Annotated in this window: 21 protein-coding genes; 11 read left to right on the forward strand and 10 right to left on the reverse strand. The window is 59.4% G+C overall.

The window, feature by feature from the left end; all coding sequences use genetic code 11:
• Window positions 1-16: 16 nt before the first annotated feature.
• Window positions 17-577, forward strand: coding sequence for a GNAT family N-acetyltransferase (locus ACIQJ2_RS16240; protein ID WP_400667512.1), 561 nt, complete (start codon window positions 17-19; stop codon window positions 575-577).
• A 67-nt stretch (window positions 578-644) separates the two neighbouring features.
• On the opposite strand, the gene ACIQJ2_RS16245 is transcribed toward ACIQJ2_RS16240, so the two are convergent.
• The 3 genes from ACIQJ2_RS16245 to aroC form a co-directional block, all read right to left on the reverse strand.
• Window positions 645-1397: a site-2 protease family protein gene (locus tag ACIQJ2_RS16245; RefSeq protein WP_400667510.1), complete on the reverse strand. Its 753-nt coding sequence runs from the start codon at window positions 1395-1397 to the stop codon at window positions 645-647.
• Between the two features lie 74 nt (window positions 1398-1471).
• Window positions 1472-2575, reverse strand: a complete 1104-nt coding sequence (gene ribB, locus ACIQJ2_RS16250) for a 3,4-dihydroxy-2-butanone-4-phosphate synthase (RefSeq protein ID WP_199151341.1) — start codon at window positions 2573-2575, stop codon at window positions 1472-1474.
• Window positions 2576-2585: 10 nt separating this feature from the next.
• Window positions 2586-3683 (reverse strand): chorismate synthase, encoded by a 1098-nt coding sequence (gene aroC, locus ACIQJ2_RS16255; protein ID WP_400667507.1) that lies wholly within the window; start codon window positions 3681-3683, stop codon window positions 2586-2588.
• Window positions 3684-4098: 415 nt separating this feature from the next.
• Between aroC and ACIQJ2_RS16260 the strand changes: the two genes are divergently transcribed.
• Window positions 4099-4359 carry a DUF1344 domain-containing protein gene (locus tag ACIQJ2_RS16260; protein ID WP_199151339.1) on the forward strand — a complete coding sequence of 87 codons (261 nt, stop codon included), beginning with the start codon at window positions 4099-4101 and terminating at the stop codon, window positions 4357-4359.
• A 109-nt stretch (window positions 4360-4468) separates the two neighbouring features.
• Here the strand turns inward: ACIQJ2_RS16260 and ACIQJ2_RS16265 are convergent, their stop codons facing one another.
• From ACIQJ2_RS16265 to ACIQJ2_RS16280, 4 genes are all read right to left on the reverse strand, one after another.
• The gene (locus ACIQJ2_RS16265; protein ID WP_400667505.1) at window positions 4469-5065 is read right to left on the reverse strand and encodes a histidine phosphatase family protein; all 597 of its coding nucleotides are present in this window, start codon (window positions 5063-5065) and stop codon (window positions 4469-4471) included.
• Window positions 5066-5082: 17 nt separating this feature from the next.
• A complete protein-coding gene (gene fabI / locus ACIQJ2_RS16270) occupies window positions 5083-5901 on the reverse strand; it encodes an enoyl-ACP reductase FabI (protein ID WP_400667503.1) in 819 nt (272 codons plus the stop codon).
• A gap of 122 nt (window positions 5902-6023) precedes the next feature.
• Window positions 6024-7187, reverse strand: coding sequence for a DnaJ domain-containing protein (locus ACIQJ2_RS16275; protein ID WP_400667501.1), 1164 nt, complete (start codon window positions 7185-7187; stop codon window positions 6024-6026).
• A gap of 305 nt (window positions 7188-7492) precedes the next feature.
• Complete coding sequence (locus ACIQJ2_RS16280) at window positions 7493-7951, reverse strand: RT0821/Lpp0805 family surface protein (protein WP_400667499.1); 459 nt, start codon at window positions 7949-7951, stop codon at window positions 7493-7495.
• A 64-nt stretch (window positions 7952-8015) separates the two neighbouring features.
• Between ACIQJ2_RS16280 and pdxH the strand changes: the two genes are divergently transcribed.
• A complete protein-coding gene (gene pdxH, locus ACIQJ2_RS16285) occupies window positions 8016-8636 on the forward strand; it encodes a pyridoxamine 5'-phosphate oxidase (RefSeq protein ID WP_092847083.1) in 621 nt (206 codons plus the stop codon).
• A gap of 25 nt (window positions 8637-8661) precedes the next feature.
• Here pdxH and ACIQJ2_RS16290 read toward each other — a convergent pair whose 3' ends face one another.
• Entirely contained in the window at window positions 8662-9720 is a 1059-nt protein-coding gene (locus ACIQJ2_RS16290) for a polysaccharide deacetylase family protein (RefSeq protein ID WP_400667497.1), read from the reverse strand.
• 227 nt (window positions 9721-9947) lie between these two features.
• Between ACIQJ2_RS16290 and ACIQJ2_RS16295 the strand changes: the two genes are divergently transcribed.
• Both ACIQJ2_RS16295 and ACIQJ2_RS16300 read left to right on the forward strand, forming a co-directional pair.
• On the forward strand, window positions 9948-11252 hold the full coding sequence (locus ACIQJ2_RS16295) for a serine hydrolase (RefSeq protein ID WP_400667495.1): 1305 nt from the start codon (window positions 9948-9950) through the stop codon (window positions 11250-11252).
• A gap of 211 nt (window positions 11253-11463) precedes the next feature.
• Window positions 11464-11772 carry a pyrophosphatase gene (locus tag ACIQJ2_RS16300; RefSeq protein WP_400667493.1) on the forward strand — a complete coding sequence of 103 codons (309 nt, stop codon included), beginning with the start codon at window positions 11464-11466 and terminating at the stop codon, window positions 11770-11772.
• A 13-nt stretch (window positions 11773-11785) separates the two neighbouring features.
• On the opposite strand, the gene tldD is transcribed toward ACIQJ2_RS16300, so the two are convergent.
• Together tldD and ACIQJ2_RS16310 are read right to left on the reverse strand one after the other, a co-directional pair.
• On the reverse strand, window positions 11786-13201 hold the full coding sequence (tldD, locus tag ACIQJ2_RS16305) for a metalloprotease TldD (protein ID WP_199145139.1): 1416 nt from the start codon (window positions 13199-13201) through the stop codon (window positions 11786-11788).
• A 63-nt stretch (window positions 13202-13264) separates the two neighbouring features.
• A complete protein-coding gene (locus tag ACIQJ2_RS16310; RefSeq protein WP_199145137.1) occupies window positions 13265-13885 on the reverse strand; it encodes an invasion associated locus B family protein in 621 nt (206 codons plus the stop codon).
• 337 nt (window positions 13886-14222) lie between these two features.
• Between ACIQJ2_RS16310 and coxB the strand changes: the two genes are divergently transcribed.
• The 6 genes from coxB (at window position 14223) to ACIQJ2_RS16340 (ending at window position 19531) form a co-directional block, all read left to right on the forward strand.
• Window positions 14223-15113: a cytochrome c oxidase subunit II gene (gene coxB, locus ACIQJ2_RS16315; protein ID WP_199145135.1), complete on the forward strand. Its 891-nt coding sequence runs from the start codon at window positions 14223-14225 to the stop codon at window positions 15111-15113.
• 14 nt (window positions 15114-15127) lie between these two features.
• Entirely contained in the window at window positions 15128-16822 is a 1695-nt protein-coding gene (gene ctaD, locus ACIQJ2_RS16320; RefSeq protein WP_199089976.1) for a cytochrome c oxidase subunit I, read from the forward strand.
• Between the two features lie 58 nt (window positions 16823-16880).
• Window positions 16881-17831, forward strand: coding sequence for a heme o synthase (locus ACIQJ2_RS16325; protein ID WP_400667490.1), 951 nt, complete (start codon window positions 16881-16883; stop codon window positions 17829-17831).
• Window positions 17828-17968, forward strand: coding sequence for a hypothetical protein (locus ACIQJ2_RS16330; RefSeq protein ID WP_199090027.1), 141 nt, complete (start codon window positions 17828-17830; stop codon window positions 17966-17968). Before ACIQJ2_RS16325 ends, ACIQJ2_RS16330 begins: the two co-directional genes overlap by 4 nt.
• Before the next feature lie 9 nt (window positions 17969-17977).
• The gene (locus ACIQJ2_RS16335) at window positions 17978-18589 is read left to right on the forward strand and encodes a cytochrome c oxidase assembly protein (RefSeq protein ID WP_400667488.1); all 612 of its coding nucleotides are present in this window, start codon (window positions 17978-17980) and stop codon (window positions 18587-18589) included.
• 63 nt (window positions 18590-18652) lie between these two features.
• Complete coding sequence (locus ACIQJ2_RS16340) at window positions 18653-19531, forward strand: cytochrome c oxidase subunit 3 (RefSeq protein WP_199145129.1); 879 nt, start codon at window positions 18653-18655, stop codon at window positions 19529-19531.
• The last annotated feature ends 20 nt before the right edge of the window (window positions 19532-19551 follow it).

The raw sequence follows: 19551 nt of genomic DNA on the forward strand, positions 1-19551 counted from the left end.
GAAAGGGGAGGGTTCATTGCCATCGCCAGTTCTGGAAGGCAGCAATGTCAGGCTTCGTCCACCATGCGCCGATGACGCCGACATGCGTTTCGCTCTGGGCAATCATGCCGAGATCGCGGAGATGTACGGCGTCGACAAGGACAACATAAAGCCCATCACCCGTGAAGGTGCGATGCGATGGCTGCAAAGGCTTAGCGATCACCCGCATGCCTGGGTCATCGAGATCAACGGTGCCTTCGCCGGCGAAATCAGATTGGACAACGTCAATTCGCAGGACAGACGGGCAATGATGGCGATCGGCATCAACAACCCAGCTTTGCTTGGCAAGGGGTTCGGCACCGAAGCGATCACCCTTCTCCTGCGCCATGCCTTCGCGGAGATGAAGCTGCATCGCGTCGGAATACGCGTGCTCGCCTATAACAAGCGCGCCATTCGCGCCTACGAGAAATGCGGCTTCGTCGTTGAAGGAAGGGAGAGGGAAACCGCCTATGTCAACGGCAACTGGCACGACGACATCATGCTGGGCCTGCTGGACCGCGAGTTCCTGTCCCGATCGCAATGCACCGGTATCGATTGATTTTGATATCGAAGGCTCTCGGGCCGATATAGCGGCATAGCTCCGCTTGCGGCTGGTCAGCTTTCGCTCACGTTGTCAGTCGATGTTGGCGCGATGCGCGCAGTGCCTGCAAATTCGGTTTGAGATAGGGCGGCGACCATATCACAAACCCGGTCAGAATCCCGACTATGAAGATGATCTTTGCCGCGATGGCGAAAGCTGCTCCGAACAAACCCGTCCAGAACAGCGCTCGGTCAGCGCCGCATCGCGCTTCAAGTTCCTCATAGAGCAGGTTTCCGCCATCAAGCGGAAATGCAGGCAGGAGATTGACGCCACATAAAACCAGATTTAGCGCGCCCAGCCAAAGCAAGGCTGTGAATAGCGGCGGAACGGCAGTGGGAGGGGGACGAAACCAAGGCGTGTCTGGGTTCGGCGTGACGAAGCCTGCGGAGTGCTGGACGATGGCATGATAGGCGAACAAAAGTATGAGGCCGAGCGCGAGATTGACGGCGGGACCTGCAATCGTAATTAGGCGCCGCTCGGCACGCGTGCTCTCCTCTGCTTCCCAAACAGTTTCGCCACCGCCTGCGTGCAGGCGGATCAACGTCGGAGTAAAACCGAAATGGCGCGCCGTAAGCGTGTGGCCGAGCTCATGGGACAAGACGGAGAGGATGAGGCCGACGACAACGAAGCCGGCGGCAGTAAGTCCCGTTGCGCTAAGCCTGCTCCACAGCGGAAAGGTGATGAAGAACGCAACGATCACAATGCCGCCGTGCAACCAGATCGGCGGCAGTCCGGCAATCGTCAATTCCACCCCTTCATCGTAATAGGCCAGCTTCAACGGCTATCGACCTCGTACATGCTGTACCGGGAACGATCGTGTTGTCTCTCCCATTTGAGGGAGAGACCAACCTCTCAGCAGATTTCCGTCTTTGCAATCTTGATGCCGAAACCTTCCAGGCCGACATAGTGCCGCTCGCGGCTGGTGAGCAGCTTGATCGAGCTGACGCCGAGATCCTTCAGGATCTGTGCGCCCAGGCCGATTTCAAGCCATTCGTTGTCGCGTGCCTGCGCTTCGGCGTGGCTTTCCCGCTCTGCCTGACGCGTCTTGCGGCCGTTGTCGAAATGACCGACGCCGACGGAACCCTCGCGGAGATAGACGATGATGCCGCGCCCCTCTTCAGCGATCTTCTTCATGTAGAAATCGACAGGCCGGCGCTTGCCGAAAATATCCTCGGCGACGATTTCCGGATGCAGACGCACCGGAATGTCGATGCCGTCGCGGATATCGCCGAAAACAACGGCGAGGTGCTGCATCGGATCCCACGGCAGAGAGTAGGTATGGGCACGCGCCTTGCCGAACGGCGTGTCGATATCGAAACTGGCGCCGAGTTCGATCAGCGTTTCCTTGCGCTGGCGATAGGCGATGAGGTCGGCGACAGAGACCATCTTCAGCCCATGCTGCTCGGCAAAACCGGCCACTTGCGGGCCGCGCATCACCGTGCCGTCGTCATTGACGAGTTCGCTGATGACGCCGATCGGCGGCAGGCCGGCAAGCTTGCAGAGATCGACTGCGGCTTCGGTATGGCCCGAGCGCATCAGCACGCCGCCTTCGCGTGAAACCAGCGGGAAGATATGGCCGGGGCGGACGAAGTCGGCGGGACCGACATTCGGGTTGGCGAGGTTGCGCACCGTCAGCGTCCGGTCGTCGGCGGAAATGCCCGTCGTCGTGCCGTGCTTGAAGTCGACGGAAACGGTGAAGGCGGTGGTATGGGCGGAATCATTTTCCGCCACCATGGCGTTGAGGTTCAGCCGCTTGGCTTCCTCTCGCGGCATCGGCGTGCAGACGATGCCGGATGTATGGCGAACGATGAAAGCCATCTTCTCGGGCGTGCAGTGAACCGCAGCGACGATCAGGTCACCCTCGTTTTCACGATCGTTGTCGTCCATGACAACGACGATTTCGCCGGCCTCGAAAGCCCGGATGGCATCGACAACACGCTTCTGGTCGTAAGGCATCAAGAAATCCCTATCTCTGCCGGCCGGTCTGGCCGCGATCTCTCAAATAATGATCGGCAATGGCGCAAGCAACCATTGCTTCGCCGATCGGTACGGCGCGAATGCCGACGCATGGATCATGGCGGCCCTTGGTGCGCAGGTCGACATTGTTGCCGTCCGCATCGATCGACTGGCGTTCCGTCAGGATCGAGGAGGTCGGCTTGATGGCGAAGCGGGCGACGACAGGCTCGCCGGTGGAAATACCGCCCAGAATGCCGCCGGCATGGTTGGACAGGAAAATGCGCTTGCCGTCATTGCCCATGCGCATCTCGTCAGCATTCTCCTCGCCGGTCAGCTCGGCCGATGCGAAACCTTCGCCGATCTCGACACCCTTGACTGCATTGATCGACATCAAAAGCGAGGCGATGTCCTGATCGAGCTTGCCGTAAATCGGTGCGCCGAGACCCTCAGGCACGCCTTCAGCCACGACTTCGACCACGGCGCCGATCGAGGAGCCGGCCTTGCGGATACCGTCGAGATATTCTTCCCAAACAGGCACGATTTCGGGATCCGGAGCGAAGAACGGGTTCTGATCCACCTGCGCCCAATCCCAGTTGGCGCGGTTGATCTTGTGTTTGCCGATCTGCACCAGCGCACCGCGGATGGTCACGCCGGGCACGACGAGGCGGGCGATGCCGCCGGCAGCGACACGCGCCGCCGTCTCGCGCGCCGACGAACGTCCGCCGCCGCGATAGTCGCGAATGCCGTATTTGACGTCATAGGTATAATCGGCGTGACCGGGGCGATAGCGCCGCGCGATCTCGCCGTAATCCTTCGAGCGCTGGTCGGTGTTCTCGATCAGCATCGAGATCGGCGTTCCCGTCGAGATCATCGTCTCGCCGTCCTCGTCCATCATCACGCCCGACAATACCTTGACGAGATCGTCCTCGCGCCGCTGTGTGACGAAGCGCGACTGGCCTGGCTTGCGCTTGTCGAGCCAGGCCTGAAGCTCCTCAAGTTTGAAGCGCAGCCCGGGAGGGCAGCCATCGACGACGCAGCCGAGTGCCGGCCCGTGGCTTTCGCCCCAGGTGGTGACGCGGAAAAGGTGACCGAAAGTATTGTGCGACATGGAAAACGACCGGATTGGTGCAGTCTGACGAACAGACCGCGTCTTCTCTCTTACAATTGCGGCACACTCATAGAGCATGATGCCGAAAAGTGTAAGCGGTTTTCAGGCGGCATCATACTCTGCCTATTTGCGTCCTGTGCCGAATGATCGTGGCCGGTTTGGTCTCGAGCGTCCGGCAGGGCCAAAAGCCGGCAAGACGAAAGCTTTCTTTCCATCATCCGGGAAACGGCGTCCGCCACTGTCTTGCCTTCGCCATCGGCATGGTAAACAAAGATTAATCCAGATTGTGGATTGTGACACTACATTCACCAATTGGGCGGGCGAAGCCACTATTGAGGGCAACTTCCGCCATATTCGAAGTGTTATCTGCGCCGCATAAGAAATCACAAGCAAATTGACCTGAAGGGTAACGACCATGCGCTTTTTCGTAGCGACGCTTTTGGCCACGGCAAGCCTGCTTGCTCCCGTCGCAGCTTTTGCCGAAAGCGCCGATGTCGAGTCCACGATCAAGAAGGTCGACACGCAGAATTTCAGCATCACGCTGGATGACGGCAAGAACTATCAGGTGCCCGAGGATTTCGACTTCAACGGTCTGAAGGCAGGCGTCAAGGTCGTTGTCTTCTACACGGAAGTAGACGGGAAGCGCGTCGTCAACGATCTCGATATCGTCCAGTAAATATTGCTGCCGCCAGATAGCTGGCGGCTCACGAGCGCCTTTGCACTATGCCGAAGTGCAGCTCACGCAATTCCGGGCGGAAAATACCGCCGACTTTACCGGAATAGCCCTAAATCCAGCCGATAATCTTCATTTCCGGATCGACTTTCAGAATCTGGTCCTGATGGATCGGGATTTCGGCCGCTTCTTCCTTTTCGACATCGCCGATCAGACGGAAGAGCGTGCGGATGACGCCGCCATGCGTAACGCAGACGGTCGGTTCGGTCACGGATGCCAGCCAGGAGCCGACCCGCCAGGAGAGGATTTCATAACTTTCCGCATCGTCGCCTGGCGGAATGAAATCCCATTTATGGGCCTTGCGCTCCGCCAGCCTCTCGGGTTCCGTTGCCTTCAGTTCCTTGAGGGTAAAGCCTTCCCAAGCGCCGAAGGATACTTCGACCAGCCTGTCGTCGGTGCGATAGTCTTTAGGGGGCATGCCCATGGCGGTTCGGACGATTTCCATCGTCTCGCGCGTGCGCCGCAAGGGACTTGCGACGAAATCGAACGGCCGGTTTTCGAATGTCAGAATTTCGCCGAGGTCGACGCCATTCTGACGGGCCTGTTCGCGGCCGATGGCATTGAGGTCGATATCCTTCTGCCCTTGCAGTCGGCGCTCGGCATTCCAGTCGGTCTGACCGTGACGTATCACATAAAGGATTGGCGACACGGTCAGATTCCTGTTGATCAGTCCTTCGCGACGGAAATGTCGGGCGCGTCCACAGCCTTCATGCCGACCGTGTGGTAGCCGGAATCGACATGGTGGATTTCGCCTGTGACAGCCGTCGAGAGATCGGACAGCAGATAGAGGGCCGAGTTACCGACCTCGTCGATCGTCACCGTCCGCTTCAGCGGGGCGTTGTATTCGTTCCACTTCAGAATGTAGCGGAAATCGCCGATGCCGGAGGCTGCGAGCGTCTTGATTGGACCTGCCGAAATCGCATTCACGCGGATGCCGCGGTTGCCGAGATCGACGGCGAGGTAACGCACGCTCGCTTCGAGAGCAGCCTTTGCAACACCCATGACGTTGTAGTGCGGCATGACCTTCTCCGCACCGTAATAGGTGAGGGTGATCATCGAGCCGCCGTCATTCATGATTCGCTCGGCGCGCTGTGCAACTGCGGTGAACGAATAGACGGAGATGTCCATCGTCTTCGTGAAGTTGTCGCGGCTGGTGTCGAGGTAGCGGCCGGTCAGCTCGTCCTTGTCGGAGAAAGCGATGGCATGCACGACGAAGTCGATCTTGCCCCACTTCGCTTCAAGCGTCTCGATGACGGCGTCGATCGTCGCCGGTTCGGTGACGTCGCAATGGCCGACCATGAAGGCACCGAGTTCCTGAGCGAGCGGCTCGACACGCTTCTTCAGGGCGTCGCCCTGCCATGTCAATGCGATCTCGGCTCCGGCATCCGAACAGGCCTTGGCAATACCCCACGCTATCGAACGGTTGTTTGCTACGCCGAGGATGACGCCGCGCTTGCCTGCCATGAGGCCAGTGGATTGAGCCATATTCTGCTCCCTTGAACTTTCGAATGACCCTGCCTATGGCATAGGCCGTTCCCCTGTTCAAGCATCGTAAAGATCATCAACTGTTAGGGATCGTAACAAAGGGTGCTGTTGTCACCAAAATTTCACAGGAAAAGTCCTTCGCGCATGCTGCGCATCAGGTCCGTGATCTTGTCGTCCGGTTTCTCCCACAGCATCAGCCGCAATTCGACGATGAGATCGCCCTTGCCGCCGTTGCCGTCGGGCAATCCTTCTCCCGGAATGCGAACGATCTGATCCGAACCGGACCAGGCTGGAACCGTAAGCTTGAGCGGACCGTTCAGCCCTTCGACCGTCGTCTCGCAACCGAGAACGGCGTTCTCTATCGTTACGGGCAGCGTGGTGCGGATATTGTGGCCGTCGGGCGTGAAGCGGGCATCGGTGGAAAGATGGATGGTGACGGCGACATCGCCGCGCAGCATTCCCGGCAGTTTCAATCCCTGACCCTTCAGATGGAGTACCTGGCCATTGCCGATATCCGTCGTTGCCTGGAAGCGCGTCTCGCGACCGTCGGACAAAGGGACGGTGATCCAGCGGGCCGTCAGCATGTCGTCGAGGGTCACGGTCGCCTCCGCAGCCACCTCGGGCGTCTTTTCCGGCGGCTTGTCCTGGACGCTGCTGCCGGTGATGCGGCGCACAAGCGAGCTCAGAATGCCGAAAGCGGAACGGGAGCCGCCAGAGCCGGTGCCGGTTGCCAGCAATTCCTCTTCCGCTTGCATATCTTCCGCGGCGGCGGCGTTTGTTTCCTGCGGCTTGCTGGCCTGCTGCGCAACGGTCTCGGCGGCGGCCTGCTCCTGCTGCGTGCTGCGGCTGGCCTTGGCGCCGAAAATGCGCTCCACCATATCCTCGGGCGACTCGTTCGAAGCCGTCTGCTGGCTCGCGGCGGCGGATGCCGCTGCCTTGCGCGCGGTCGCCCGGGCGAGTTCCTCCATGACTTTTTCCGCATTGGCGCGCGCTGCCTTGGCCCGTGCGGCCATTTCACGCGCTGCCTGACGCTGCTGTATGATCGTCTGTTCCGTGCTTTGGCCCTTCGCTTCGGCCATACGGGCAATCTGATCGTAGCGGCTACGCTTCTGCGGATCTTTCAGCGTCTCATATGCCCGGCCGATCTCGGCAAAGCGCTCGGTGGCGGTCGGATCGCTCATATTGTGATCGGGGTGGGCCGTTTTGGCGAGACTGCGCCACGCGGATTTGATTTCGTCCGCTCCGGCATCCCGCTTTACGCCCAGCACCTTGTAAGGATCACGCATCTTTCCCGCCGCCGTTTCTTGAGTATGCCCGGCCCCGTGGGAGCACCCCAAACAAATGAATCCATCGATCTCGCTTCGCCGGCTTGCGTCCTGGGGGGAAGCAAGGTCGATGCGCGTATGGGATGATCCTGCGGGAAAAGTTGCTAATCAGGCGTTACGGCGGATGGGGGCCGGCAAAGGGCATTTCGCGGAATGGTTAGCCGATTGCTAACAATGGATGCTGGGGATTGATATGGCATGCGATGCGTATTGTCCGGGTCACAAAGCCCAGTCGCATTGCCTGTGGAAAATGTGAGGGGCTTCGATCAGCCGGCTTGCTGGAAACTCAGCAATTGCCATTCGCCCAGCCCGACAAGGCAGGTTCTGCCGGAGAAGTTGGCAATGCCCTCATAGGAGTGGCGTGTCGTGCGAAACTGGCGGCAAACTACGCCCGAGCCGTTGCTCTCTACGATCGTGTCGATGACGCCGGCGCTGCCGGTGGAGGCATTGGCCCAGGGAATCGACTGGCCGTTGAGTTTATGAAGATCCGCAGAGGTTACGGCGTTGCGCACGGTGGTTTCGTCGGAGATACTGTCGGTGGTTACGGGAGCGGCCGGCACAGTGCCGGTTGAAACGCTGCGATCCACTTTCGCCGAGCTCAGATAGTCCATGCCGCCGCCGACGCAGCCGCCAAGGGTGAAAAGGGAGACAAGGGCGACAGCCATCGTCACGTCTTTTGCAAGCTTGCGCATTGTATGAACGGTCGACTTTGCTATGACTTCCACCCGGATGTTTCGACCGGCCCGAGAGGCCGGCTGTTTCTTGGAATTGCGGAGTATTTAAACTAATATGTCGGAAAACGAGTTAACAAGCGGTGACTTCACCGAACAGAACGAACCCTTCACTCTTTTTGCAGCATGGCTGCGCGAGGCGGAGACCACTGAACCCAATGATCCGAATGCGGTGGCTTTGGCAACGGTGGATAAGGATGGTTTGCCAAACGTCCGCATGGTTCTTCTGAAGGGTTTCGATAGCGACGGATTCGTATTCTATACGAATTTCGAAAGCCAGAAAGGCCAAGAAATTCTTTCCCAGAAGAAAGCGGCCATGTGCTTCCACTGGAAGTCGCTGCGCCGCCAGGTGCGTCTGCGCGGCTTGGTTGAAGTGGTCACCGACAAGGAAGCGGACGAATATTACAAGACGCGAGCACGGGGCAGCCGCATCGGCGCCTGGGCTTCGAAGCAGTCCCGTCCGCTCGAAGGCCGATTTGCGCTGGAGAAGGCCGTTGCCGAATATACGGCACGTTATGCCATCGGTGACATTCCGCGCCCGCCATATTGGTCCGGCTTCCGCATTCGCCCGTTGTCGATCGAGTTCTGGCACGATCGCCAATTCCGCCTGCATGACCGAATCGAATTCCGGCGTGATGTGCCGGAAGGTGCCTGGCAGAAGGTGCGGATGTATCCGTAACATCCCGGTCTGCCGTCTGGCAGATCTAAATCGCCTCCCGGCGTCCCATCAGCCGCATGGGAATGCCGGAGGCAAGCGCGGAGGCATAACGTGCCTTCTGATAATGACCGTTCAACGACAACCTTGGCAGAAGGGTTAGGGCGGTGCCGCTGGCTTGATCGATTATTCCGGGCCGGGTCGTTACGCCGATCGAAAAGCCGAGTTCTGCCGCAAGCCTGCCTTCGCGGGATGAAACCGCCTCGCTTGTGCCATAGGGGTAGGCGATCGCCATCGGCCGTTTTCCGGTAATACCAGCCACATAGTCGGTCGAAAGTGCCATCTCCGCCGCCGCTTCTGCCTCGGGCAGGCGCGCCAGAGCTCTGTGGCTGACGGTATGTGCGCCAAGCGAGGCAAGCGGATGGCGGGCGAGGTCTTTCAGTTCTTCTCGATCCATGATCGAGGCGCGGACGATATCGAGCGGCTCCAAACCGTTCCTTGCTGCAAGTTCGTCTATCCGCGCAACGGCTTCGCTCTCGTCAATGCCATGGACAAAGGCGGCAAAGCGGGAAAACGCCGCCTCCTTCTGGCTATCTGTACTGAGCGGGACGAATTCCTGCCCGGCGCCGAAATCGAATGTCACCCGGTCCCGTCGTTCAAGCAGTTCGGCCAGTGTTTCCCACCACAGACTATGGGTTCTTTCCGAAAGGCCCTGTGCGACGAAAATCGTGAAGGGCGTGTTGTGGCGGGCAAAGATCGGCAGCGCGTGATTGAGATTGTCGCGGTTCCCGTCGTCGAGGGTGAGGGCCACGAAAGGCTGTCTGCCACGGAGGTTCTCCATCCGGTCCGGCAGCGCCTCGAGGGAAATGAATTCATAGCCATCCTGCTTCAGTCGTGTGATCGCCAAATCCAGAAAATCGGGCGTGACTTCAAGATGCGCATTGGGTGCAAAGCGCCGGGGGAGGGCAGGGCGAACATGATGCAGGGTGAATATAGTGCCGATGCCGGCGCAGCCCCGCAGGAGACCCATACCCTTGAGAATTGCTGATGCCTCAAGTCCGCCGGAGATCATCCCGCGCTTCAGGCGAACCTTGATGCCCTGTTCCATACGGATCGATCCGATTGACGAATGCCAAGGCTCTAGCCCATCCCCGTTAAACCTTACTGAATCTTTGCCATAATTTCCAATGCGTTAATAGTTATTTTACCAGGAAAGGCAAAATTGGAGAACTATGGAGGCTGTTGCCTCAATATCGCACTGATATCAGGTTTTCTGTCGCAAAATCGTACAGGGATTGATGCGGTGTGTTGGCATTTTTTCGGTTGGGGACAAATATGAAAAGACTTTTGATGGCTCTATCGGCGGCCGTCTTACTATTGAGCGCACCTGTGGCGAGCTTCGCCGGCAGCGCTTATTTCATAATGGATGCCAAGACCGGCAAGGTGCTGGCATCAAGCAATGCCGATAATCTCAATCACCCGGCGTCGCTGACCAAGATGATGACGCTCTATCTGGCCTTCGAGGCGATCCATCGGGGCAAGCTCGGGTGGAACACCAGGATCCCGGTTTCGAGTGCCGCCGCTGCCAAGCCCCCAACCAAGCTCGGCCTCAAGCCGGGCGGTACCGTGACCGTCCGCGAAGCCGTCGATGGCATGATTATCAAATCCGCCAACGATGCCGCTGCGGCAATGGCGGAAGCGCTCGGCGGCAGCGAAAGCGGCTTTGCCCGGCTGATGACGCAGAAGGCACGCGAACTCGGCATGCGCCGCACCACCTTCCTGAATGCTTCAGGCCTTCCGAACATGCAGCAGTGGACGACGGCACGCGACATGTCGACGCTCGCCGTCGCGCTCATCAACAATTACCCCCAGGAATACCGGCTCTTCTCACAGACGGGCTTCAACTATCGCGGCCGCAGCGTTCGTGGTCACAACAATCTGATGTATCGCTATGAAGGCATGGACGGCATCAAGACCGGCTATACCAATGCCTCCGGCTTCAACCTCGTGAGCGCCGTGCGCCAGGGCAACCGCCGGGTAATCGGTGTCGTCATGGGCGGCGCCACCGCGCGCGGCCGCGATGCCTTGATGGCCTCGCTGCTGGATCGCAATATGCCGAAGGCAAGCTCGGTCGCGACATCGCGCCTGATGGCGAGCGTCGGCGGCGGCAAGGTGGCCAAGCAGGTCGAAGTCGCCTCAGCCTCGGACGACGTTGCCGTCGATGTTGATACGCAGACGACCGCCACGACCACGGTCGCCGCAGCGCCGACGCGCAAGCGTGCCGAGCTTACTCCGCTTGCCTATGCAGGCTCGAATGTGACCGTGCCGATGGATCGCCCGGTTGCGATGGACCAGATTCTCGTGGCCAGCAACAAGCCGGCCGCAAGCGGTGGCTGGCAGGTGCAGATCGCGGCAACACCGAGCGCTCAGGCCGCCAAGGACCTGCTGTCGGAAGCGAAATCCCGCGCCGGCAGTGCGCTTGCCAATGCATCGCCCTATACCGAAGCGGTCGGCAAAGGCGGCAACACGGTCTATCGCGCCCGCTTCGTCGGCTTTGCAAGCCGCGACGACGCAAGCTCGGCCTGCTCGGCTCTGAAGCGCAAGGATTTCGATTGCATGCTGCTGCCCAACAAGGGCTAGAGCGCCGTGCTTCCTTTAGGAAGCACAAAGGTCGCTCTATCTCCTTGAATCTGCGCATCGGGCTTTCCGAAAATCGATTCCGATTTTCGGACCGATATTGTAGGTATAGCGTGAGTTTTGAATGCACGAGCCGGCGGGGCAAAACTCCGCCGGCTCGACTTTTTTGTCGGAATCGTTCACTTTTGCTCGGAACATAAGAGGAACGATATCGATGTTGAAAGATCTGATGACGCAATTCGAGGCCGCCTCGGCGACCTATGCCGCCGATCACAACCTGGCGCGCGACGATGACTGGTTCGTCCTGAAGCTTCAGGAGGAAATGGGTGAATTGATCCAGATCTGGAACAGGGTCACGGGCCGCGGGCGTCGCAAAGGCATGACCGAGACGGAAATGGCAACGGCCTTGGCAGACGAGACGGCCGACGTGCTCGGCCATGTCCTTCTGTTCGCGCACCGCAACGGCCTGGATCTGGCCGCTGCCGTCGAGCGCAAATGGCTCTTTCGCCCTCACGGAGAATGAGGGGGGAGGGTATTTAGGCCTTGGTGCCCCCAACGGTGATCTGGTCCATTCGCAGATGCGGCTGGCCGACACCGACAGGCACCCATTGGCCGGCTTTGCCGCAATTGCCGATACCGGTATCGAGTTTCATGTCGTTGCCGATCATCGTGACGCGCTTCATCGCATCGGGACCGTTGCCGATCAGCATGGCGCCCTTGATCGGCGCGCCGATCTTGCCGTTTTCGATGAGATAGGCTTCCGTGCAGCCGAAGACGAATTTACCAGAAGTGATATCCACCTGGCCGCCCCCGAAGGAGACGGCATAGATGCCCTTCTTTACCGAAGCGATGATTTCTTCCGGTGTCTTGTCGCCGCCGAGCATGTAGGTGTTGGTCATGCGCGGCATCGGCGTATGGGCATAGCCCTGGCGCCGACCGTTGCCGGTTGCCTTCATGCCCATCAGCCGCGCGTTTTGCCGGTCCTGCATGTAGCCGACCAGCTTGCCGTTCTCGATGAGCACGTTGTAGGCCGAAGGCGTGCCTTCGTCGTCCACGGTGATGGAGCCGCGGCGGTTCTCAATCGTGCCATCGTCCACAACGGTAACGCCGGGTGCGGCGACCATCTGACCCAGCAGGCCGGCGAAGGCCGACGTCTTCTTGCGGTTGAAATCGCCTTCGAGCCCGTGCCCGACCGCTTCATGCAGCATGACGCCCGGCCAGCCCGAGCCGAGCACGACGTCCATCGTACCGGCCGGCGCTTCGATCGCCTCGAGGTTGACGAGTGCCTGCCGCAGGGCTTCGTCGGCGCCGCGGCGCCAACTGTCCTGAGTAACGAAGTCGCCAAAGCCGACACGGCCGCCCGTGCCGAATGAGCCCGCCTCCTGGCGATCGCCGTCGCCGACGATGACGGAGATGTTGATTCGCGTCATCGGACGGATATCCCGCACGCGATGGCCATCAGCGCGAAGAATGTCGACCACCTGCCAGCTTGCGGCGATGGAAGCCGTTACCTGGCGCACCTTGTCGTCCTTGTCGCGCAGATAGCTGTCGATCTGCTGCAGAAGCTTTGCCTTTTCCTCGAAACTCGGCGTGCCGATCGGGTTTTCGTCGCCGTAGAGCACCTTATTGGTGCGCTGGGGTGCGGCGGCATAGGAGCCGGCATAGCCAGAGGTGACGGCGCGCACGGCATCGGCGGCGCGCTTGAGGGCGCTTTCGGAAAGGTCGCCCGCATGGGCGTACCCTACTGCCTCGCCGGCGACGGCGCGCAGGCCGAAGCCCTGTTCGGTATTGAAGCTTCCGCCCTTCATCCGCCCGTTGTCGAAGGTCAGCGATTCGGCCTGGGCGTGCTCGATGAAGAGCTCGCCATCATCCGCGCCCGAAAGCGCATCCGCCACGATGCTGCGCAGCTTGGCTTCGTCGGCGTCGAAAAGAGTAAGGAGATCGGTATTCATGACTGAGGTGCTCCGTTCAAAGCCGATGTAGGCTTCGCTCGGCGCAAGAGCAAGCCCATCCCGTCAGGGAAGGCTGTCATAGCCTTCCGCGAAGCCCTTCAGATCGACGGGTATACCGATGCCTTCTTCCGGTGACTGGAAGACGATGAAGGTCGCGGTGGCGCCGCTGCGCAGCGTCTTCAGCAGCTCGTCCTCGAGCACGACTTCGGCATAGCAGCCATCGGCAAAACAACGCACGAAATAGGCGCGGCCGATATCCTTGCCGTCGATGTTGAGGCCGAGGCCGTTCGGCAGCAGAACGCCGAGCGGGGCAAGAACACGCAGGATCTTCGACTTGCGGTCAGCAGTCTTCAGGACGACGACAGAAAGTCCGATTTCCGGCCGGTCCTCGGCGATCACATTCTGCATCAGCGCGCATTGTTCAGTCGAGGCGCCTGCCGGCTTGTCGCAGACGACGGACCATGCGCCATGACTGGAGCGCACCGTGCCCGGCGGTTGCGGAACCTGGCTGGTCGGAACCTGCTGCGTATGAGGCTGCGGCTGGCCCTGTGGTTGGGGCTGTAGCTGCTGGGTTTGCTGCGCGGGCTGAGTCTGTTGCGCTTGTTGCGCCCATGCGGGTGCCGCAACCGCAGCGACGACGCTGCCGGTAACAAGCCAAAGCCGGGCGAGGGAACGAAAACCCATGAAAACCTCTAGATTCGAATCAGTGCCGTTATTGTTGAAGCCCAGGCCAGCAAATGAAAAGCCCCGCGTGCTGGATTCCAATCGACTGCGGCGGAAATACGACGTGTACTCTATTTTGTCGGGGTGGCGCCATGGACCAGGGTGCAATTTTTCGTATGATGATGAAATGCTTGCCATGTCTGGCCGGCAGGGGGGATCGGATTCGCGCAAAAATGCCGCACTAACAAATGTCGTGAGTTGTTGCGGAGCACCCCAAACTGTGGTTTGAAGCGCAATGGATTGTAGGGATACTGCGTTTGAGGAAGATCTGGGATCAAACGCTGGAGGGAGAGACATCGTGATTAAGAGAGCTTACGCGGCTCTGGCGGCTATGATCTGTCTGCTTTTTGCGACAGGCAGTTACGCCGATCAGCCGAAACCTTGGGAAACTGGTATGCAGGAAGCCGCAACCGGCATCATGCATCAAATCCGCTGGTTTGAGACATACACGCTTTGGTTTATTATTCCGATCACGCTGCTGGTTCTCGCTCTCCTCTTGGTCGTCATGGTGAAATTCCGGGCTTCCAGGAACCCGGTCCCGTCCAAGACGAGCCACAACACGCTGATCGAGGTTATCTGGACCATCGGTCCCGTCCTTATCCTGCTGTTCCTGGCAATTCCCTCCTTCAATCTTCTCACTGACCAGCTGACCTTCCCCGAAAAGACGGACGTGACCGTCAAGGCGACGGCGACGCAGTGGCAGTGGAACTATGAATATGAGGGAAGCGGCACGACGCCGCTCGCTTTTGATTCGTTCATGCTGAAAGAGCAGGACCGCACGACCGCCGGCAAGGAAGACAAGTCGAAATATCCTCGCCTGTTGGCTGTGGATAATGAAATGGTGGTGCCCGTCGGCAAGAACGTCCGCGTTCTCGTCACTGCCGCGCCGGCCGACGTCATTCATTCCTTCGCCATGCCGTCCTTCGGTGTTAGGATCGACGCCATTCCCGGTCGTTTGAACGAGACATGGTTCAAGGCCGACCGTGAAGGTCTGTTCTACGGTCAGTGTTCCGAGCTGTGCGGCAAGGATCACTCCTTCATGCCGATCGCAATTCGTGTCGTCTCCGACGATCAGTACAAGCAATGGCTTGCTGCCGCTACAACCGATCTCAACAAGGCGAATAAGGCTCTGATGGCCGCTGTTGACGAACCGACGACCGTCAAGGTCGCCGAAAACACGGCCAAGTAAGAGGGGTAGGAACAATGGCTGGATCCAAGGTACACGACGATCACTCGCACGGTCTGCAAGACGCCCATGCGCACGATGATCACCACGCCCACAAGCAGTCCTTCGCCGATCGTTGGCTGTTTTCGACGAATCACAAGGACATCGGTACGCTCTATCTGATCTTCGCGATCTTCGCGGGCGTCATCGGCTTCCTGCTCTCGGTCGCCATCCGCATGGAATTGCAGGAGCCCGGCATTCAGATCTTCAGCGGTCTGGCGTCGATGGTCTACGGCTTCTCCGGCGATGCTGCCATCGACGGCGGCAAGCAGATGTACAATGTCTTCGTCACCGCTCACGCGCTGATCATGATCTTCTTCATGGTCATGCCGGCGATGATCGGCGGCTTTGCCAACTGGATGGTGCCGATCATGATCGGCGCGCCGGACATGGCATTCCCGCGCCTCAACAACATCTCCTTCTGGCTCCTCGTGCCGGCCTTCCTCCTGCTCATCCTTTCGATGTTCGTCGAAGGCCCTGCAGGTGCTTACGGCGCGGGCGGCGGTTGGACGATGTATGTGCCCTTGTCGGGAACCGTCGGCCATCCGGGTCCGGCGATCGATCTGGTCATCTTCGCGCTGCATATTGCAGGCGCGTCCTCGATCCTCGGTGCGATCAACTTCATCACCACGATCCTGAACATGCGCGCTCCGGGCATGACGCTGCACAAGATGCCGCTGTTTGCCTGGTCGGTTCTGATCACCGCGTTCCTGTTGCTGCTGTCGCTGCCTGTTCTCGCCGGCGCCATCACCATGGTCCTGACGGACCGTAATTTCGGCACGACCTTCTTCGCGCCGGAAGGCGGCGGTGATCCGTTGCTTTACCAGCACCTGTTCTGGTTCTTCGGCCATCCGGAAGTCTACATCCTGATCCTGCCCGGCTTCGGCATGATCAGCCACATCATCTCGACCTTCTCGCGCAAGCCGATCTTCGGCTACCTGGGCATGGCCTACGCCATGGTCGCGATCGGTGCCGTCGGCTTCGTCGTCTGGGCTCACCACATGTACGTGACCGGTCTGTCGCTCGACACGCAGCGCTACTTCGTCTTCGCGACGATGGTTATCGCTGTCCCGACGGGTGTGAAGATCTTCTCTTGGATCGCGACGATGTGGGGCGGCTCAATCGAGTTCCGCACGCCGATGATCTGGGCGCTCGGCTTCATCTTCCTGTTCACGCTTGGCGGCGTCACCGGCGTTCAGCTCGCCAATGCCGGCCTCGACCGTGAACTGCATGCGACCTACTTCGTCGTGGCGCACTTCCACTACGTTCTGTCCCTCGGCGCCGTCTTCGCCATCTTCGCTGCCTGGTACTACTGGTTCCCGAAGATGACCGGCTACATGTACAACGAGCGGATCGGCAACTGGCACTTCTGGATCACGTTCATCGGCGTGAACATGGTGTTCTTCCCGCAGCACTTCCTCGGTCGTGCCGGCATGCCGCGCCGTTATATCGACTATCCGGATGCCTATGCGGGATGGAACTTCGTGTCCTCCATCGGCTCCTATGTCGCAGCCGTAGGCCTTTGCTTCTTCTTCTGGGGCGTTATAGATGCTTTCGCAAAGAAGCGCGTTGCCGGCGACAATCCCTGGGGCGAGGGCGCAACCACGCTCGAGTGGCAGCTTTCGTCGCCGCCGCCCCACCACCAGTGGGAAGAGCTGCCGCGCATCAAGTAGTCTGTTTCCGGACGCCGTGATAAACGGCGTCCGGCTCAACTGAATAATTGGAAAAAGAATGACGGTCATCGACAATCACGAAGCGCTTGCAAAACAAGGCGATAGCGGCCTGTCGGAAGCGAGCGCACGCGATTATTTCGAGCTTTTGAAGCCGCGCGTGATGTCGCTGGTCGTCTTCACTGCCTTCACCGGTCTCGTATTGGCTCCTGGCCATATCAATCCGGTGCTCGGCTTCATCGCCATCCTCTGCATCGCTGTCGGCGCCGGCGCATCCGGCGCATTGAACATGTGGTACGATGCTGACATCGATGCCGTCATGAGCCGCACGGCACGCAGGCCGATCCCTTCGGGTCGCATCAGCCCGTCCGAAGCCCTGGCGTTCGGTCTTGTGCTGTCGGGCTTCTCGGTGACGATCCTCGGTCTTGCCATCAATTGGCTGTCCGCCGGCATCCTCGCCTTCACCATTTTCTTCTATGCCGTCATCTACACGATGTGGCTGAAGCGCTCGACGCCGCAGAACATCGTCATCGGTGGCGCTGCCGGCGCTTTCCCGCCCGTTATCGGCTGGGCCTGCGTCACGGGTAGCGCGCCGATCGAGAGCATCGTTCTGTTCCTCATCATCTTCCTTTGGACACCGGCGCATTTCTGGGCGCTGGCCTTGTTCAAGATGGGTGATTACGAAGCGGTCGACGTACCGATGCTGCCGAACGTGGCCGGTATCCCGACAACCAAGAACCAGATCGTCGTCTATGCCGTGCTGACCGCCATCATCGGCGTGGTGCCCACCTTCATGGGCTTCGCGAGCCTCGGCTATGGCTTCGTCGCTGCGGCATTGGGCGTGATCTTCGTGCACTGTTCCATCGCCGTCTGGCGGATGGCCGATGGCGACGTAAAGATGGTGCCGGCAAAGAAGCTCTTCGGCTTTTCCATTTTCTATCTCTTCGCGATCTTTTCCGCACTGCTCATCGACAGGCTCGTTACCGTGCTGATGTCTGGAGGCTGGCTATGATCGAACTTGTCAAGCTGACGGAAGCGCAGAAGAAATCGCGGCGTGGGCGCAATATAGCGCTCGGCATAGTACTGGCCGGCCTGGTGATCCTGTTTTATGCGATCACCATCATCAAGGTCGGTTCCGGACACGTTTGAGGAGGCGTGATGGAGGAGGGGGCAAAGAAGAGCACTGAAACGGGCGGCCGTAACAACGGGCTGGTCGTTGCCATGTGCCTGAGCTTCGTCATCGGCATGAGCGCCATGTGCGCTGCAGCCGTGCCGCTCTATCGTATGTTCTGTCAGGTGACGGGCTATAACGGCACGACCCAACGGACCGAGCAGGTCTCCAACGTCATTCTCGACAAGCGGATTCAGGTCTCTTTCGACGCCAATGTCGCGCCGGGCTTGCCGTGGGATTTCAAGCCGGTGCAGAAGTCGGTGAATCCGAAAATCGGCGAGACGATCGAAGTCAAGTTCGTGATCGAGAACAAGTCCGACAAGCCGGAGCGCGGCCAGGCGATCTTCAATGTCTCGCCGTTGGAAGCCGGGGTCTATTTCAACAAGGTCCAGTGCTTCTGCTTCAACGAGACGGATCTCGCGCCTGGCGAAAAGCGTGAAATGCCTGTCGTCTTCTATGTCGATCCGGAGATCGCCACGGCGGTGGAAACCAAGACGATCAATGCGCTGACATTGTCCTACACCTATTACCCACGGGACGGCGCAAAGCCCGTGGCATCCGCCGACACTGCAGTGCGGCCGGCGGAAAAAAAGCTTTGATGGAGAGTGCTTTTCGGTTTGACCGGAAGCAATATGGGAAAAAGTTATTCGGGGATTGCTGACATGGCCGAAGTGCATCAGAGAAAACACGACTATCATATTATCGATCCGAGCCCATGGCCGATCGTCGCGGCCTTCGGCGCCTTCGTGATCACTTTCGGCGGTGTTTGCTTCATGCGCTACCTCAACGGCGGCGCAGTGCATCTGTTCGGGATCAATTTCGCGCAGCCCTGGCTGTTCTTCATCGGTCTGGCCGTAATCCTCTACGTCATGTACGGCTGGTGGGCAGATACCATCAAGGAAGCGCATGAAGGCGCGCATACCCGCGTGGTCTCGCTGCATCTGCGCTACGGCATGATCATGTTCATCGCCTCCGAGGTGATGTTCTTCGTTGCCTGGTTCTGGGCCTATTTCGATGTCAGCCTGTTCCCGAACGAGGCGATCCAGGCATCGCGCACGGCCTTCCTTGGCGGCCAGTTCCCGCCGAAGGGTGTCGAAGTGCTCGATCCCTGGCACCTGCCGATCTACAACACCATCATCCTGCTGCTGTCGGGCACCACGGTTACCTGGGCGCACCATGCGCTGCTGCATGGTGATCGCAAGGGGCTGATCCAGGGACTGACCCTCACCGTACTGCTCGGTGCGCTGTTCTCCTGCGTGCAGGCCTACGAATATGCCCATGCGCCCTTCGCGTTCAAGAACTCGATCTATGGCGCGACCTTCTTCATGGCGACCGGCTTCCACGGCTTCCACGTTCTGATCGGCACGATCTTCCTGCTGGTCTGCCTCGTCCGCGCCATCAAGGGTGATTTCACCCCGAAACAGCATTTCGGCTTCGAGGCCGCCGCCTGGTACTGGCACTTCGTCGACGTCGTCTGGCTGTTCCTGTTCTTCGCCATCTACATTTGGGGTAGCTGGGGAGCGCCTTTGGCGGCTGGCTAAGGCCGGCCGATCTTCAGCCA

It is taken from the genome of Rhizobium sp. NPDC092011 (genome assembly GCF_044756305.1).
In the GTDB taxonomy this organism is placed as follows: Bacteria; Pseudomonadota; Alphaproteobacteria; order Rhizobiales; family Rhizobiaceae; genus Rhizobium.